Below are 15,715 nucleotides of genomic sequence, written 5' to 3' on the forward strand. Positions count from 1 at the left end.
CTTCTCTTCTCGTGTATTCTCAGCTCTGCATCAGATACCTGATATGAACAAAGCCGTCCGAAGACGGCTCTGTCACATTCTTTTTATTTTGTTTTTCAGACCTTATTCGACAACTGTACATCCGTCTACGATATACAGCCAGGACGGAGCGGAAGCCTCTTCCTGCTCGTGGTAGTACTCACCTTCCGGCACCTCGTACTCTTCGCCCTCCGGGCTCACACCCTTGAGCGGGCCTGCGAATACATGGAGTTCGCCGGATTTGATCTTCTCAGCCGCCTCGTCGATGGCTTCCTGTGTCCCCTCTGCCGCGATATTCTCGTTCAGCGGTGACAGATAGACAGCGCCGTCCGCAAGGCCCTTGCACCAGTCAGTCGGGATCTCCTCGCCGTCGATCATCGCCTGTACGGCCTCTGTCACATAGATCCCCCAGTCGATACGCGGGGAGATCAGGGATGCGTTCGGAGCAGCCTCGATCATATCATTGTTGTAACCAACCTGCCATACTCCGTTGTCCTCTGCTGTCGTAGCCGGAGCTGTGGAGTCAGAGTGCTGTGAGATCACATCGCATCCGCGGTCGATCAGAGCTTTTGCCACCTGGGACTCGACTGTCGGGTCATTCCAGGAGTTGGTATACATGATCTCCATCGTCACGTCCGGGTTTACGCTCTTCGCGCCGAGATAGAATGCTGTGTATCCGCTGATGACCTCAGCAAACGGGTATGCAGCCACATAGCCCAGCTTGTTCGTCTCTGTCTTCATACCTGCCGCGATCCCCGCGAGATAACGTCCCTCGTAGATCGATGCGAAATAGTTGTGGAAGTTGTCAAGGCCTGCATCCGCAGCCTGATATCCTGTCGCATGGCAGAACTGTACGTCCGGGTACTCTCTCGCCACTTCCACTACATAATCCTCAAAACCGAAGCTTGTCGCAAAAATGATATTGCAGCCTGCGTCCACCAGCTCTCTTAAAGCCGTATCGCATGACGCGTCTTCTGCCACATTATATTTGTTAATGATCTGGTCATCGCTTAATCCAAGTTTCTCCTGCATCTCCTGTGTTCCCAGATCCTGATTGTATGTGTATCCCATATCACTCGGGTCTGAGATGTGCACGAATCCCACCTTGATCTCATCCTTCGGGATCCCTTCGGAAGCTGCTGTGGAAGAGCCCCCATCCTCATTTCCGCCAGTCTCCGCAGCCGGAGCTCCGCACCCTGCCATCAGGGTGACTGCCATAGCTGCGCACAAAAATACGCTGACAATCCTCTTCTTCATAATATTCCTCCTTCTCTTGTCATCGCCCGGGATTTCCCCGGAGCCTGCTTATAAGTTAAAAAACGCTGTCCGGATCTTCTGTGTATGCGGACAGCCTTTCCGTAACTATTTTACATTCTGCCTCTGTATAAGTCAATACATTTTGTGGCACACCAAAAGCGGCAGTCCGGCGGGGAACTCCCGCACCGGCTGCCGCACAAAGTCATATCAAACTGTTGATCACTGGATCGCCAGCACCTTGTAATCCTGATCCTCCACTGCCTTTTTCAGGACATCGTCACTGACCTCCGCGTTCATCGTGACGACAGCTGTCCCGGCCTCATGGCTCACTTCCGCCGCATCCACCTCCGGCAGGGCTTCCAGTACCTTTTTCACCCTTGCCTCACAGTGCCCGCACATCATACCTTCGATCTTCATTGTTTTTGTCATTGTTGTCTCCTCCTTGTTTTTATTATTTGCTTTTATTTTTTTATCTCTCCCGGAATCATACATCTTAAACCAGTTGAGACGCAGCGCATTGCTGACCACACAGAAACTGGAAAGGCTCATCGCCGCGGCGCCGAACATGGGGTTTAACTGCCATCCAAACAGCGGGATCCAGACGCCTGCTGCCAGCGGGATGCCGATCACATTATAGAAAAATGCCCAGAACAGATTCTCGTGGATATTTCTGAGAGTGGCGCGGCTCAGCCTGATCGCCGCAGGCACATCGCTCAGACGGCTCTTCATAAGGACCACATCCGCCGCATCGATCGCGATGTCTGTCCCGGCACCTATGGCAATCCCTATATCCGCCCTGGTAAGAGCCGGAGCGTCATTGATCCCGTCTCCGACCATGGCGACCCTTCCCTTCTTCTTCAGGGAACGTATCACGCTCTCCTTACCGTCCGGGAGGACACCTGCAATGACCTCGTCCACGCCGGCCTGAGCGCCGATCGCTTTTGCCGTCCTCTCATTGTCCCCGGTGAGCATGACCACATGGATCCCCATATCCCGGAGCTCCTTCACCGCTCTCGGACTGTCCTCCTTGATCACATCCGCCACAGCGATCATGCCGATGAACCTGCCGTCCCGGCTGAAGAACAGCGGGGTCTTCCCCTCCGCCGCGAGCTCCTCGGCCCGCTTTCCCGCCTCATCCGGGATCACAGCATTCCTGCTGATAAAACTTAAATTCCCTCCGGCAAGCTTCTCACCGGCAAGAGTACCTGTCAGTCCGTTCCCGGGAACTGCATGGAAATCTTCTGTCTCCTGAGCACGGTCAGCGTTCTCTTGCTCCGCTTTTGCGATAACAGCCCGGGCCAGCGGATGCTCGCTCTTCTTCTCAAGGGCATACGCATATGCGAGCAGTTCTTCCTCTGTCACCCCGTCCGCCGGGATCATATCCGTCACCTTCGGCTCCCCGCTGGTGATGGTCCCTGTCTTATCCAGGGCCACGATCTGGGTCTTTCCCGTCTCTTCAAGGGAAACAGCGGTCTTAAACATGATCCCGTTCTTCGCGCCCATCCCGTTCCCTACCATGATCGCCACGGGTGTGGCAAGCCCGAGGGCGCAGGGACAGCTTATGACGAGGACCGAGATCCCTCTTGCCAGTGCGAAGCCGATCGTCTGTCCCGCGATCAGCCACACGAGGATCGTCACCAGCGCGATCCCGATGACCGCAGGCACGAACACGCCTGACACCCGGTCCGCCACTTTCGCGATGGGCGCTTTGGTCGCCGCGGCATCGCTCACCATCTGGATGATCTGGGAGAGGGTCGTATCCTCTCCCACCCTGGTCGCCTCACAGCGGAGGAAGCCGGACTGGTTCAGCGTGGCAGCGGAGACCGCGTCCCCTGCATCCTTATCCACGGGGATACTCTCGCCGGTGAGAGCGGATTCATTCACCGCGCTGTGCCCTTCCAGGATCACACCGTCCACGGGGATATTCTCCCCCGGCCTCACCACAAAGACGTCCCCTTTCCTCACCTGGTCGATGGACACAGTCTCTTCCGTGCCGTCCCTTATTACTGTAGCCATCTTCGGCGCCAGCTTCATCAGGCTTTTCAGGGCGTCTGTTGTCTTTCCTTTGGAGCGCGCCTCCAGCATTTTCCCCACTGTGATCAGCGTCAGGATCATTGCCGCTGATTCAAAGTAAAACTCATGCATATAGGACATGACTCCTGCCGCGTCGCCCCGCATCTGCGCGTCTGTCATCGCAAAGAGCGCGTACAGGCTGTATCCGTAGGATGCCCCCGCGCCGAGCGCAACGAGGGTGTCCATATTGGGGGCGCGGTGGATCAGGCCCTTGAAGCCACTGATAAAGAATTTCTGGTTGACCACCATGACCGCGGTCGTGAGCAGGAGCTGGATCAGCCCCATCGCCACATGGTTGCCCTCCAGGAACGAGGGCACGGGCCAGCCCCACATCATATGGCCCATCGAGAAATACATCAGCGGGACCAGGAAACAGAGGGACGCGATCAAGCGCCGTTTCATTTTGGGCGTCTCCCGGTCTTTCAGGGAATCCTCAGCCGCGGAGACAGAAGACGCCTTCACCTGTGCCCCCTCCTGTGCTCCCGCGCCTTTCTCAGTGGCGCCGTATCCCGCCTCCTCCACGGCGGCGATGACCTGGGCAGGGTCCGCCGTACCCTCCACTCCCATGGAATTGGTCAGCAGGCTCACCGAGCAGGAGGTCACGCCCGGAACTTTGGATACTGCTTTTTCCACCCGGGCGCTGCACGCCGCGCAGCTCATGCCTGTTACATTGTATTGTTCCATAAACATCACTCCTATTTCATCAATTTCTGGAGGACTACGACCAGCTCATCTATAGTCTCTTCCTTTCCCTCCCGGATATCCTCTGTCACACAGGTGCGGATGTGTTCCGCGAGGAGCACTTTGTTAAAACTGTTGAGAGCGGCATTGACCGCGGATACCTGGATAAGGATATCTGGGCAGTATGCGTCGTTCTCTACCATCTTCCGGATCCCGCGCACCTGGCCTTCGATGCGGCTTAAGCGGTTGATCATACTCCTTTTCTCTTTCTCCGAACGCTCTTTTGTCTTGTGGCTGCATCCGGGACAGACGTTGTTTGTATCTTCCATGCTGATCTCCTCCTGTACTTTTTCATATAAACCCCATATGGGTATTTTCTCTTCAAGAGATATTATATACCCTGTCGGGGTATATTGCAATACAAAAATAAAAAATCACCACCTAAAGCAATCCTCCAGATGATGACTTTGTTTTGTGTTTTTCCTTTTTATCTGCTGTCTATCTGTTATGCAGGATCGAGAGCACCGTCCCCAGTTCTCCAGCTCCCAGCTGCCCCGGAGCGGAGCCTCTGCCCACAGCCCCAAATGTCACCGCAGAGCCGAAGACTTCCCCGCAGACGCGGCTGATCGCGCCAAGCGCTCCCATTGACATGGTAATGACCGGGATCTGTGCGTGTCCTGACACCATCTCCTCCGTGGCTGCAAGCAGCGTCAGCACATCCTTCCTGCTCTGCGGCATGACCGCGATCTTGGCGATATCCGCTCCCATATCCTGCATTTTCACAAGACGGGATATGATCTCCTCCCGGGATGGGGTCTGATGGAAATCATGGTTTGATGCAATGACCTTTACCCCGGCTGAATGGGCTTCTCCGATGATCTCTTCCGCAGCACCGCTCTCTGTAAAAGCTTCCACATCAACCAGATCCGCCATGCCAGAGCGGGCGGCGCTTTCGTTTAAACTGACATAGGCAGGGACATCGATCTCCTTCTCCCCTCCTTCTCCTGATGTGCGGAAGGTAAACAGGAGAGGGATCTCTCCCAGGGTATTCCTCAGCCTTTCCAGCACCCCCCTGGTCCTCTCCGGGTCAGAGATCCCGTCAAACCAGTCCGCACGCCATTCCACCATATCCGCCGGGGAAGTCCTTATCTCCCTTGCCGCGGACAGGATCTCCTCTTCTTCCCTTTCTGCAATGGGCACACAGATCTTCGGTCTGCCTGCTCCGATCTCTATCTTCCTGACTGTAACTGTCTTCATCCTTCTCTCCTCTGCCGCTGACACCCCCGCCAGCTCACACTGTCTTCCATTTTTTCACTTTTTCTTTATAATAGATCACGCCTTCCCGGATGATCTGGGGCTTAGCATCCCTGATCTCCACTTCTGTGACCGAGCAGTTCGGCGGGACCTCATCCCGCCAGAACTCCGATACCGAAAGATTCCCCCTGATCCGGTTTAAGAGCGCTGTCATCGCGGCCCCATGGGTGGATACGAGGACGCTTTTGTCCCGGAGATCCTCTCTTGCGCATATCTCCGCGAGGAAATCCCCTGTCCGCTCATAGAGCTGCGGGACTGTCTCCGCATCCCGAGGCGGGATATAGTTCGCTGTGTCAGTAAAAAAGCGGTTAAACGCCTCGCTCTGCGCATCCTTTTCCCCTCCTGCAGCCCTCATTCCTTCGTAACTTCCAAATGACAGCTCCTCGATCCGGCTGTCCTCATAGAGCGGGACATCCCGGTCCCCAAGTATGATCTGAGCCGTCTCCTTTGCCCTCAGAAGCGGGCTTGTATACCCCAGGTCGATCCTGATATCCTTCATCCCCTCAGCAGTCTCGCGCGCGAGATGCCTGCCGTAATCATTCAGCGGGATATCCGTACGCCCCTGCACTCTGTGTATCCTGTTCCAGTCCGTTTCTCCGTGTCGGACAATATACAGCCTCATAGCATTTTCTCCTTTGCATCCTTGTGTTTTTCTCTTCCTGAGTCTATAATGAAACCTGTACTTCCAGGGAACTGTTCCCTGACAGAAAGGAATGATACTGAAATGAATAAGATCACCAGCTTTACGATCGACCATATCCGGCTCGTTCCCGGGATCTATGTCTCCAGAAAGGATCCTGTCAGCGATACGGTCATCACGACATTTGATATCCGCATGACCAGCCCCAATGACGAGCCGGTCATGAACACAGCAGAAGTCCACACGATCGAACATCTCGGCGCTACTTTCCTGCGCAATCATGAGGCTTACAGAGACCGTGTCATCTATTTCGGTCCCATGGGATGCCGGACGGGCTTTTATCTTCTCCTTGCCGGGAATTATAGTTCCGCTGACATCGTCCCGCTCATGAAGGAAATGTTCGCCTTTATCGCAGGCTTCGAAGGGGAGATCCCCGGTGCCTCAGCACGTGACTGCGGCAACTATCTGGATATGAACCTTCCCATGGCGAAATACCTGGCGAAAAGATTCCTGGCATACGTACTGACGGACATCCAGGATTCCCAGCTTTATTATCCTGAATAAACTCATAATCCAAATAGACAGAAGCCGGCACAGAAAACCGCCGGCCCATGCTCCCGGGATCAGCTCCTTTATGAGCCCTTTCATGACATCCTGGGACATTCCGGCGGTGAGATTCCGGGTTCATCTGCGTTTCTTCAGCACTTCTCTCCTGATATACTGATACGTTGTCTCTTCTCCCTGCTCAGCGAGCATGTGGAGCAGCTTTTCCAGCAGCTCCCGGGTCTCCGGGTGCATCAGCTCCCCCGCTTTCCCGTTCGCATAGTATTCCAGAGGGTCACTGTCTTTGTACTGGCTTCCCTTGTATACCTTGCTTGCCGCGATCCGGTCGAGGAACATTTCCACTACATACCTGACAGGCATCTTCATCCCCGTCAGGAGCCCGGTCCCGTCCAGGCTGTAGTCGATCCAGTACTCATAATGGTGCTTATTCCTCCCTTTGTGGTGCAGCCACGCGGAAGAATACCCTCTGTCTTCCCGCTCCGCATTGTTAGGGCTTCGGTTTCCCTGATAATACCTGCATCCGACACGGAATTCTGTCCAGCTGTATTTCGAAAGGTCATGGAGAAGCCCCTGCCTGTAAAGCCCTACCCGGAAACACTCTTTCATCACAAGAAATTTGTGTTTTGTGATCGTGCAAAAATGCCTCAGAGCTCTCATGGCTTTTTCCGCCCTTTTCCTTTATCTGGCTTCTTTTCCGTCTCTGTCCCCGTCAGGAACACGATACTTCTTTCTTTTAATTCAATCGCCTTCTGATCTTCCAACGCCGCAGGCTCACTGAGTATCCCGCGCTGTGTATCAGCGGCAAGCTTCCAGCCTCTGTCCTTCCCCGGAGACGGGAGAGCAAACGTATGGGGGATCCAGTGCATGTTATAGGCGATGAAGCACTCCTGGTCCCCGGCTCCCGTGCCGGAGTAGAGTACTCCGAGCTGACGGCTGGATACATCGTTTTTCACCTGCCATGCGCTCTCTCCGTGGTAGGATACATCCGGCACACCGCACGCCGTGCGGTCCAGCCCTTTGAGCTCCTCCTCACGGTGCAGGCAAGGGTGCGATTTCCGCAGGGCGATCAGGCCTTTTACAAACTCAAACAGAGACGGATCCGTCTTAAGCCTGCTCCAGTCCACCCATCCCGTCTCATTGTCCTGGCAGTAGACATTGTTATTCCCTTTCTGCGTATTGTAGAACTCATCCCCCGCGAGGATGCAGGGAGTCCCCTGCGCAGTCAGGAGAAGGAAAAACGCGTTCACTACCTGGTTTTTCCGGAGCGCCATGACCGCCCGCTTCCGGCTGGGTCCCTCTGCCCCGCAGTTCCAGCTGTAATTATAATCCGGTCCGTCCGTATTGTTTTCTCCGTTTGCCTCATTGTGCTTGCTGTCATATGAGACAAGATCCCAGAGTGTAAATCCGGTCTGCGCCGTAATATAGTTAAACTTCCCGTCCACAGCGGAATTGCGGTACAAAGCCCACATCACGTCATTGACCATATTCTCATCGCCCTTGAGGAAACGGCGCATCACATTCTGGAACGCATCGTCCTTGCGCATCAGCTTGATCTCCTTCAAAAACGGATCCGCACAGAGGATCTCCCAGGGGACGGTATAGGGATTGACCACAAACCCGTCCACATGGTATTCCAGCATATAAAAGCGGAGGCACTCCAGCACTGTCTGGACCGGGATCCCCTCTGTAAAAGGCATCTCCAGCACTACCTCGATCCCTTCCCTGTGGCACGCGCGGACCATGTCCTTTAATTCCTTTACCGCGGAATCCCCTGCGGCATACGCCTCCTTTGGGGCAAAATAATAGGCGGGCCCATATCCCCAGTAATTGATCTTTCCCTTTTTACAGTCCTCGAACTCGTAGACAGGCATACACTGGATCTGGTTGATCCCCAGTTCTTTCAGATACGGAAGCTTCTCGGCCACCCCCTGATACGTGCCTTTATGCCGCACCTTCGATGAACTGTGCTTTGTAAACCCGCGCACATGGAGACTGTATGCCACCACCTCATCCCAGCGCAGATGGAGTCTCCTGTCATCTCCCCAGTCATACTCCCGGGAGACGAGTTTCCCACGGATCTCATGGGCATCCAGGTCCCGCTCCTGCCCGAACACCTTTTTCCCGGTGAGTTCCCTTACATAAGGGTCGATCGTCACCTCTCCGTTGATCTCGAAATTATACTCATATTTTTCCGCATCAATGCCCTGTACAGCGAGGAACCTCACTTCCCCCACGCCTTCTTCTTCCGGCATCTCAAAACGTGCCTCCGGCCGGGTCTTCCCCTTCCGGTACAGAAGGAGCGCGCACTCCTTCCCCCTGGGGACCTGCACGGAAAAATTGATCCTGTCCTGTTCTACTGCCGCTCCGAACGGCTGTGGCCTTCCTGTTGTCTTCTCCATAGTCTGTTCCTTTCCTACTGCCATCCGTCAGTTCCATACATCTCAAGATTATCCCGATTGATAAAAAATGTCTCCACGCTGACCTCTTCTTCATACGCGCCCCCGTCAAGGAGAGATACCGCTGTCCTGACCGCGGTCTTCCCCATATTAATGGGGGACTGGGCCCCGACGCCTGCCATGGGGCTTTCCGGATCTGCCATCGCACTCTTCACCTCCGGCGAGCCTCCCACGCTGTACACCAGGATATCACTGCGCCCGGCGTCGCTGAGTGCCTGGAGCACCTGCAGCGCCATCCGGTCATCCCCGCACATCACTGCACCGATCTGAGGGTCTTCCGCCAGGACAGCAGCCATCTCCGCCTGTACCCCGGTCTCTGTGCCGCCGGCATCGATCCTCCTGACGACTTCAAAGCCTTTATTCCTGATCTTCTCCTCAAACCCTGTGATCCGGGCATTGACCGCGGCATTCTGCGGACTTTCGACGATCACCAGTTTTCCCCCGTCAGGCTTCCTCTCTGTCAGGTTCTCCCCGCAGACCTTTCCCGCGTTTTCCTCATCTGAGCCGATAAACGCGTCTGTCAGGTCCTGTTCATCCACCCGCACATCCAGATTGATCACCGGGATATCCGCCTCTTTCAGCGCTTCCAGCGATCCGGTGATCTGCTCCGGGTCCACCGGACATAAGAACACCAGGTCAACCTGTGCATCGATCATCTCCTGGATCTGCGACGCCTGCAGGGCAGGATCCGTCTGTGCATCCCGCACCAGTATCGGGTCTCCCCTGTTTTCCAGCTCTGTTGCGATCGAGTCTTTCAACACCTGATAGAAGGGATTGGACAGATCCGGGCAGCTGTATCCGAAGAGCATCTTCTCCCCTTCCTCTTCCGGATCTTCCTCTGTCTCTTCCACGACGGCATTGTCCTCGGGTGAGCCTACATTCTGCTTGCACCCGGATATAAAAATAACGGCAAACACTGCCATAAGCATGAGCATGAGCCCTTTTTTCTTCATCTTTCTTCCTCTCTGTCCTGGTCTTATTGTCATTCACTCTTTCATTCTATCGTGTTTCGGAGGAATGTCAATAATCTTATCTCTTGCTTTTTCGATTTCTTTCTGATACCATCATGGTACGATACTGCTGCGGCAGACTTAAAGGAGAAGCACATATGAACGAAAATGAATCACTCACAGTAACACTGACACTGGAAAACGATGAAGAACTGGAATGCGCTGTCCTGACGATCTTTGAATCGGACGGCAGAGAGTATATCGCCCTCCTTCCCCTTGATGAAAACGGGGACAGCGACGACGGCCAGGTATACCTCTACCGCTTTATCGACAATGGGGAAGACGAAGAGCCGGGACTTGAAAACATCCTTGAGGATGAGGAGTTTGAGCGTGTTTCCGAAGCGTTCAACGACTGGATGGAGGAACAGGATTTCGGCGACATCGACCTGGATGACATCGAGTAGCCTCAGTCCTCATCCAAAAGTTCATCTACAAAGCGGGAAGGAGCTGTCTCTTTCCCGTTTTTTTCTTTTACATAACAGATCTTGAGCACATTTTTGGCGCGGGTCATGCCCACATAAAAGAGCCGCCGCTCTTCCTCCTCCGCCTTCTCGCTCACTGCCTTCTTATAGGGCATCCTGCCCTCATTCGCCCCGATCAGGAGCACCGTATCGAACTCCAGTCCCTTTGCCGCGTGCAGGGTCATCAGACGCACCCCTTCCCGGGACGCCTCTTTCGCCCTCTCCTTCTTTTTCAGCGCCTCCGTATATTCCCCGATGTGCGTGAACCATTCTTCAATGGTGGCGTACGGGCGCGCCGCTTCCCCGATCTCAGCCAGCACTTCATTCAGGGCAGAGCGTTCGATCTTATTTGTGTACGCATAATCTTTCAGGAAATCATCGTACCCGATCCGTTTCCTCACATACTGGATCGCCGCGTACGGCGCCATGCGGGCGAGCATCTTCACGTCCCACTCGAACTGGTCGATCCGGTCCATCATCCAGTCTTTGTCGCAGTAAAAATTTCGGATCTCCTCAAAGGACGCCGCGCCGCCGGAAAGGCTGTCCCGCCCGATATAGCGCTTGGGCCGGTTCATGACGCGCAGCAGGTCTCCCCTGCTGATCTGTCCCATAGCCAGGCGGAAATAGGCCTGGATATCCTTTGCGATAAAGTGATCGTAAAGATTCGGCAGATGCTCCCTCATCTGGAAGGGCATCTTCCGGCGGATCAGCTCTTCCGCCACAGGACGCGCGTCCGTATGGATCCGGAAAAGCACAGCCATATCCTCTGCCGGGACGCCGCTCTCCACCCGCTTCTCGATCACATCCGCCACATACTGCGCTTCCTCATTGGGATCCTTTAACTCCTGTACATGCAGGAAATCCCCCTTATCTCTCACTGTCTCGATCTTTTTGTCAAACCGCTTCAGATTATTGCCGATGACTTTCAGGGAATTGCTGACGATATTGGATGTAGACCGGTAGTTCACATCCAGCAGGATCTGCTCTGCCCCCGGATAATCCTTCCCGAAGCGGAACATGATCTCCGGGTCAGCTCCCCGGAAGCCGTAGATCGCCTGGTCGTCGTCCCCCACCACGAACAGATTATTCTCCGGGAACGCCAGCATCCGGAGCACATCGTACTGCACCCGGTTGATATCCTGGAATTCGTCTACCAGGATATAGCGGAACCTCTTCTGCCACATGGCGAGCACATCAGGCCTGGAAGCGAAGAGCTCATAGCAGACGACGAGCATATCGTCAAAATCGATCTTCCGCAGCGCTTTCCTCTCCTTTTCGTATTCCCTGTATATGTCACGGAATGTCTCAGCGCCGCACTTGGACGAGACAAATTCCGAGATATCGGTCCTGTTATTTTTGACCCGTCCGATCTCCTCCGCGATGTCCCTGAGGAAATCTTCCTCGTCAGACGGCTCCAGCTCCTGTCTGCCCACGATCGGGCGCAGGAGCTGGTACTTTTCCTCTTCTGACAGGATATTCTGCGGTCCGAACCGGTACGCCCACTTCAGGATGCCGTAATAGATCCCGTGGAACGTCCCCGCTGTCACCGGGATCTCCCTTCTCCCCATCAGGCTGCAGAGCCTTTCCTTCATCTCCGCCGCCGCAAAACGGGTAAAAGTAACGACCAGAATTTCTTCTGGCCTTATGTGGCATTCTTCGATCAGATACCGGATCCTGTTTACAATTGTAAGCGTCTTCCCCGAGCCGGGGCCCGCCAGAACCTGGCAGGGCCCCGCCCCGTGAGTGACCGCTCTTTTCTGAGCCTGGTTAAATCCCATCTGTTTCCTTTCTGTCTGTATCTGCTGTCCCTGTCCTTCCGCCTTTTCTACGCTTCCCGGATCTCCCGGCTGAGCTTTGCGATCCCTTCCCGGATCCTGCGCAGGGACTCTTCTTTTCCGAACACTTCCATCAGCTCTGTGGCGCCTCCCGGAGTGTTCTGTTTGCCTGAGACAGCGGTGCGCAGCGGCCACATTACATAGCCGATCTTATACTCCTTCTCTCCCGCAAACGCTTTGAGCATCTCAAAGAGCGCGTCATTGCTGTAGTCGTCCTGAGCTTCCAGCAGCGGCAGCACCTCTTCGAGAAGGGCAAGCCCTTTCTCCGGGTCTGTCTTCATCTTTTTGTGTCTGTAAAGCTCACTGTCATATTCCGGCAGCTCCTCGAAGAAGTCGATCTGAGCGCAGATGTCCGGGAGGATTTCGATCCTCGTCTTGACGAGCGCTGCGATCTTCTTCAGGTCATAATCTTTTGTGACCGTGCTGCGGATATAGGGCTCTGCCAGCTCATAGAACCGGTCAAAGTCCATTGCCTTTAAATATTCGCCGTTCATCCATTTCAGCTTCACTGTGTCAAAGACTGCCGGGGACTTGCTCATATGGCGGTAATCAAACGCCTCCACCAGCTCTTCCAGAGAGAAGATCTCCCTGTTGTCGGACGGACACCAGCCCAGCAGCGCCACATAGTTGACCACTGCTTCTGACACATACCCCTGGTCGATCAGGTCCTCATAGGAGGAATGGCCGCAGCGCTTGCTCAGCTTCTTGTGGTTTTCATCCGTGATGAGCGGGCAGTGCACATACACCGGGATCTCCCATCCGAAGGCCTCGTAGAGACGGTTGTACTTCGGCGCGGAGGATAAGTATTCATTTCCTCTCACCACGTGAGTGATCCCCATCAGATGGTCATCGATCACGTTCGCGAAATTGTATGTCGGGAACCCGTCCGACTTGATCAGGATCATGTCATCCAGCTCATTGTTGGGCACTGTGATATCCCCGTAGATCTCGTCATGGAAAGTCGTCTCTCCCTCATTCGGGACATTCAGGCGGATGACCCACGGCTTTCCCGCCGCCAGGTTTGCCTCGACCTCTTCCCTGCTCAGTCCCAGGCAGTGCTTGTCATAGACAACAATATCCGTGCCGTCATCCGACACAGAAGTTTTCAGCGATTCCAGGCGCTCTTTGTCGCAGAAGCAGTAATATGCATCGCCCTGCTCCACAAGCTGTTTCGCATACTTCAGGTACAGCCCGGAAGCCTGCCTCTCGCTCTGTACATAGGGGCCGTAACCTCCGTCTTTGTCCGGGCCCTCATCATGCTTCAGCCCGGTCTTCTCCAGGGTTCTGTATATGATATCCAACGCTCCCTCTACGAAGCGCTCCTGGTCCGTATCCTCCACACGGAGGATGAAGTCTCCTCCCTCGTGCTTTGCGATCAGATACGCGTAGAGCGCTGTCCTTAAATTTCCCACATGCATGCGCCCTGTCGGGCTGGGAGCAAATCTCGTCCTTACTTTGTTACTCATCTTTTTTCTCCAATCCTGGTCTGTATTTTAATTTTCGCACTCCTCCGCCAGGCGTTCAAGGAAATCATCACATCTTCCGTATACGATGAAATCCGCTCTCTGGTCCGTGTAGTGCTCTGACCCTGTCACAAGGATCAGGTTCGTGCCCGAATAATACTGCAGCATCTGGCTGCACAGAGGCGTATTCAGGCTTGCCCCGAGCACAAGGAGCACATCCGCCTTCTCCACCTCGCCTGCCGCGCGTGTCATGATGCCATTGTCGATCATCTCGCCGATCAGGCATACCTGCGGGCGCAGGGCGACAAGGCACTGTTCACACAGAGGAACACCCTTTGAATCCCTGACATATTCCGCCGGGTAATGCCTTCCGCAGGACGGGCACACATTGTCAAAGACCGTGCCCTTCATATTTATCACATTCCGGCATCCCGCCCGGTCTTCCAGCCCCGCGATGCGGCGGGTGATGACCGCGTCCACCAGGCCGTGGTCCTGGAGCTTTTTCAGCATAAGGAAGCCTTTTCCCGGCGGGACCTCCGCCGCTTTCAGGATGACCTCTTTATAAAAGCGAAAGAACAGCTCTTTGCGTGCGGAATAAAATCCGCTGCTGAAGATCTCTTCAAATGAATAGCCGTATTTCTTCTCGATCTCGTAGGATTCATCCCCGTCGCGCAGGAGCGGATACCCGCTCTCCACCATCATCCCCGAGCCGGTCAGCACGACTGTATATCTGCTGTCCCTGAGTATCTGGAGTATATTTTTCTCTCTCATAAAGTTCCCTCCCTTCTGCCGCATCATGTCCGGCACTGCGTGTTCCTATACATGGTATTATAGAACATGTCGGAGGATTCTTCAACAAACAACTGATGCCTGAAAACAGTGTGTTTCCGCATATCTCACTAAAATCAGCCTGCCAGGTCCCCGGACTGGAGCAGCCGGATGGATGACGGCAGGTTCCCTGTATCTGTCAGGCTGCATCCAACAGCGTCCAGAGTCTCGATCTGCGCTCCTGCAAATACATCCGCCGCGAATCTGGTTACTCTGTCCGGCACCTTATAGCTGCCTGTCCTCGCAGACGGAAATCCTAGGATACAGGTTCCGTTTTCTGAGAACAATACACCGTCTTCTGTAAAACAGGTGTCCGATCCTTCTGCCTCCAGCCATTCCAGGCTCCGGAGACATGCAAATGCTCCCTCTTCGATCCGAGTGATATTCCCGGGAATATAAATCTCTGTGATCAGTTCCGGGACATCTGCAAAAGCTGATGTCCTGATACCTGAACATCCTTCGGCGGGAAGGACAAGATATCCTTCCGATATCACGCCCGTGTCTGCGATCCCGCAGATCATCCCCTCTGTATCTACAAGAAATCCATTAATATTTTCAGGGCTGTTTTCCGGCACACTCTCTTCCGGAATACTTTCTGACGGCAGGTCTTCTGCAGGGAGGCCTTCTGCAGGGACATCCGGCGCTGTCCCCTCCTCCGGCAGGACAGGGACTGCTGTCTCCGGAAGGGACATCTCCGGCACTGACGGATTTTGTTCTTCCGGGATCAGGGCCTCTGTCAGGACCTCTGCTGTCCCGGCTTCAGCTGTCACATCTTTTTCCGGTTCCACCGGAAGTTCTCCGGGAATACTCTCAAACACATTTCCCATAACCGAGGACAGGATTCCATCTGCTCCTGGCACGGCTGCCGGGATCATATCCGGCAGCGCTGTCCTGTCTCCTGACAGAGCGCTTCCTGCCGCGCCTGCTTCCGGATCAGCAGAATATTCTCCCTCCATTACCGGGAATCCGGCGTACCCGTCTTTTATGCCGATAACAGCAAGCAGGAGCAGGATGAAGACAGCCGCAGTACGTTCCAGCCTGCGGAGCCCTTCTGCTGATCTCCACTCCCCGTAAATCTTTTCACACCACTCCATTTTGATCCCTTTCCTTTCTGC

The 15,715-nt window shown here is 54.6% G+C and carries 14 protein-coding genes; 2 read left to right on the forward strand and 12 right to left on the reverse strand.

The window, feature by feature from the left end; genetic code table 11:
* Positions 1 to 102 precede the first annotated feature (102 nt).
* The 5 genes from B5G27_RS02025 to B5G27_RS02045 form a co-directional block, all read right to left on the reverse strand.
* The gene (locus B5G27_RS02025) at positions 103 to 1,275 is read right to left on the reverse strand and encodes a BMP family ABC transporter substrate-binding protein (protein WP_087177312.1); all 1,173 of its coding nucleotides are present in this window, start codon (positions 1,273 to 1,275) and stop codon (positions 103 to 105) included.
* A 219-nt stretch (positions 1,276 to 1,494) separates the two neighbouring features.
* Complete coding sequence (locus B5G27_RS02030) at positions 1,495 to 4,032, reverse strand: heavy metal translocating P-type ATPase (RefSeq protein ID WP_087177313.1); 2,538 nt, start codon at positions 4,030 to 4,032, stop codon at positions 1,495 to 1,497.
* An 11-nt stretch (positions 4,033 to 4,043) separates the two neighbouring features.
* A complete protein-coding gene (locus tag B5G27_RS02035) occupies positions 4,044 to 4,358 on the reverse strand; it encodes a metal-sensing transcriptional repressor (protein WP_087177314.1) in 315 nt (104 codons plus the stop codon).
* 169 nt (positions 4,359 to 4,527) lie between these two features.
* Positions 4,528 to 5,286, reverse strand: a complete 759-nt coding sequence (gene aroD, locus B5G27_RS02040; RefSeq protein ID WP_087177315.1) for a type I 3-dehydroquinate dehydratase — start codon at positions 5,284 to 5,286, stop codon at positions 4,528 to 4,530.
* A 34-nt stretch (positions 5,287 to 5,320) separates the two neighbouring features.
* Positions 5,321 to 5,965, reverse strand: a complete 645-nt coding sequence (locus B5G27_RS02045; protein ID WP_087177316.1) for a histidine phosphatase family protein — start codon at positions 5,963 to 5,965, stop codon at positions 5,321 to 5,323.
* 102 nt (positions 5,966 to 6,067) lie between these two features.
* Here B5G27_RS02045 and B5G27_RS02050 point away from each other — a divergent pair, with 102 nt between their 5' ends.
* Positions 6,068 to 6,547 carry an S-ribosylhomocysteine lyase gene (locus B5G27_RS02050; protein WP_087177317.1) on the forward strand — a complete coding sequence of 160 codons (480 nt, stop codon included), beginning with the start codon at positions 6,068 to 6,070 and terminating at the stop codon, positions 6,545 to 6,547.
* Positions 6,548 to 6,667: 120 nt separating this feature from the next.
* On the opposite strand, the gene B5G27_RS02055 is transcribed toward B5G27_RS02050, so the two are convergent.
* The 3 genes from B5G27_RS02055 to B5G27_RS02065 are packed head-to-tail and all read right to left on the reverse strand — an operon-like array spanning position 6,668 to position 9,956.
* Positions 6,668 to 7,204 (reverse strand): DUF5662 family protein, encoded by a 537-nt coding sequence (locus B5G27_RS02055; RefSeq protein ID WP_087177318.1) that lies wholly within the window; start codon positions 7,202 to 7,204, stop codon positions 6,668 to 6,670.
* Positions 7,201 to 8,946: an alpha-amylase family glycosyl hydrolase gene (locus B5G27_RS02060; protein ID WP_087177721.1), complete on the reverse strand. Its 1,746-nt coding sequence runs from the start codon at positions 8,944 to 8,946 to the stop codon at positions 7,201 to 7,203. Before B5G27_RS02060 ends, B5G27_RS02055 begins: the two co-directional genes overlap by 4 nt.
* A gap of 14 nt (positions 8,947 to 8,960) precedes the next feature.
* Positions 8,961 to 9,956, reverse strand: coding sequence for a substrate-binding domain-containing protein (locus B5G27_RS02065; RefSeq protein ID WP_087177319.1), 996 nt, complete (start codon positions 9,954 to 9,956; stop codon positions 8,961 to 8,963).
* 155 nt (positions 9,957 to 10,111) lie between these two features.
* Here B5G27_RS02065 and B5G27_RS02070 point away from each other — a divergent pair, with 155 nt between their 5' ends.
* Positions 10,112 to 10,417, forward strand: coding sequence for a DUF1292 domain-containing protein (locus B5G27_RS02070; protein WP_087177320.1), 306 nt, complete (start codon positions 10,112 to 10,114; stop codon positions 10,415 to 10,417).
* A 2-nt stretch (positions 10,418 to 10,419) separates the two neighbouring features.
* On the opposite strand, the gene B5G27_RS02075 is transcribed toward B5G27_RS02070, so the two are convergent.
* The 4 genes from B5G27_RS02075 to B5G27_RS02090 all read right to left on the reverse strand — a co-directional run bounded on the left by B5G27_RS02075 (position 10,420) and on the right by B5G27_RS02090 (position 15,694).
* Positions 10,420 to 12,252, reverse strand: coding sequence for an ATP-dependent helicase (locus B5G27_RS02075; RefSeq protein ID WP_087177321.1), 1,833 nt, complete (start codon positions 12,250 to 12,252; stop codon positions 10,420 to 10,422).
* A gap of 47 nt (positions 12,253 to 12,299) precedes the next feature.
* Positions 12,300 to 13,775 carry a glutamate--tRNA ligase gene (gene gltX, locus B5G27_RS02080; RefSeq protein WP_087177322.1) on the reverse strand — a complete coding sequence of 492 codons (1,476 nt, stop codon included), beginning with the start codon at positions 13,773 to 13,775 and terminating at the stop codon, positions 12,300 to 12,302.
* Between the two features lie 27 nt (positions 13,776 to 13,802).
* Positions 13,803 to 14,543 carry an SIR2 family NAD-dependent protein deacylase gene (locus tag B5G27_RS02085; protein ID WP_087177323.1) on the reverse strand — a complete coding sequence of 247 codons (741 nt, stop codon included), beginning with the start codon at positions 14,541 to 14,543 and terminating at the stop codon, positions 13,803 to 13,805.
* 134 nt (positions 14,544 to 14,677) lie between these two features.
* Positions 14,678 to 15,694 carry a leucine-rich repeat domain-containing protein gene (locus B5G27_RS02090; protein WP_087177324.1) on the reverse strand — a complete coding sequence of 339 codons (1,017 nt, stop codon included), beginning with the start codon at positions 15,692 to 15,694 and terminating at the stop codon, positions 14,678 to 14,680.
* Positions 15,695 to 15,715: the final 21 nt, after the last annotated feature.

Source organism: Lachnoclostridium sp. An76 (assembly GCF_002161355.1).
In the GTDB taxonomy this organism is placed as follows: Bacteria; Bacillota; Clostridia; order Lachnospirales; family Lachnospiraceae; genus Mediterraneibacter; species Mediterraneibacter caccavium.

Coding starts and splice junctions, on each gene's coding strand:
- B5G27_RS02025 (WP_087177312.1), bottom strand. CDS start 1,275: ATGAAGAAGAGGATTGTCAGCGTATTTTTGTGCGCAGCTATGGCAGTC.
- B5G27_RS02030 (WP_087177313.1), bottom strand. CDS start 4,032: ATGGAACAATACAATGTAACAGGCATGAGCTGCGCGGCGTGCAGCGCC.
- B5G27_RS02035 (WP_087177314.1), bottom strand. CDS start 4,358: ATGGAAGATACAAACAACGTCTGTCCCGGATGCAGCCACAAGACAAAA.
- aroD (WP_087177315.1), bottom strand. CDS start 5,286: ATGAAGACAGTTACAGTCAGGAAGATAGAGATCGGAGCAGGCAGACCG.
- B5G27_RS02045 (WP_087177316.1), bottom strand. CDS start 5,965: ATGAGGCTGTATATTGTCCGACACGGAGAAACGGACTGGAACAGGATA.
- B5G27_RS02050 (WP_087177317.1), top strand. CDS start 6,068: ATGAATAAGATCACCAGCTTTACGATCGACCATATCCGGCTCGTTCCC.
- B5G27_RS02055 (WP_087177318.1), bottom strand. CDS start 7,204: ATGAGAGCTCTGAGGCATTTTTGCACGATCACAAAACACAAATTTCTT.
- B5G27_RS02060 (WP_087177721.1), bottom strand. CDS start 8,946: ATGGAGAAGACAACAGGAAGGCCACAGCCGTTCGGAGCGGCAGTAGAA.
- B5G27_RS02065 (WP_087177319.1), bottom strand. CDS start 9,956: ATGAAGAAAAAAGGGCTCATGCTCATGCTTATGGCAGTGTTTGCCGTT.
- B5G27_RS02070 (WP_087177320.1), top strand. CDS start 10,112: ATGAACGAAAATGAATCACTCACAGTAACACTGACACTGGAAAACGAT.
- B5G27_RS02075 (WP_087177321.1), bottom strand. CDS start 12,252: ATGGGATTTAACCAGGCTCAGAAAAGAGCGGTCACTCACGGGGCGGGG.
- gltX (WP_087177322.1), bottom strand. CDS start 13,775: ATGAGTAACAAAGTAAGGACGAGATTTGCTCCCAGCCCGACAGGGCGC.
- B5G27_RS02085 (WP_087177323.1), bottom strand. CDS start 14,543: ATGAGAGAGAAAAATATACTCCAGATACTCAGGGACAGCAGATATACA.
- B5G27_RS02090 (WP_087177324.1), bottom strand. CDS start 15,694: ATGGAGTGGTGTGAAAAGATTTACGGGGAGTGGAGATCAGCAGAAGGG.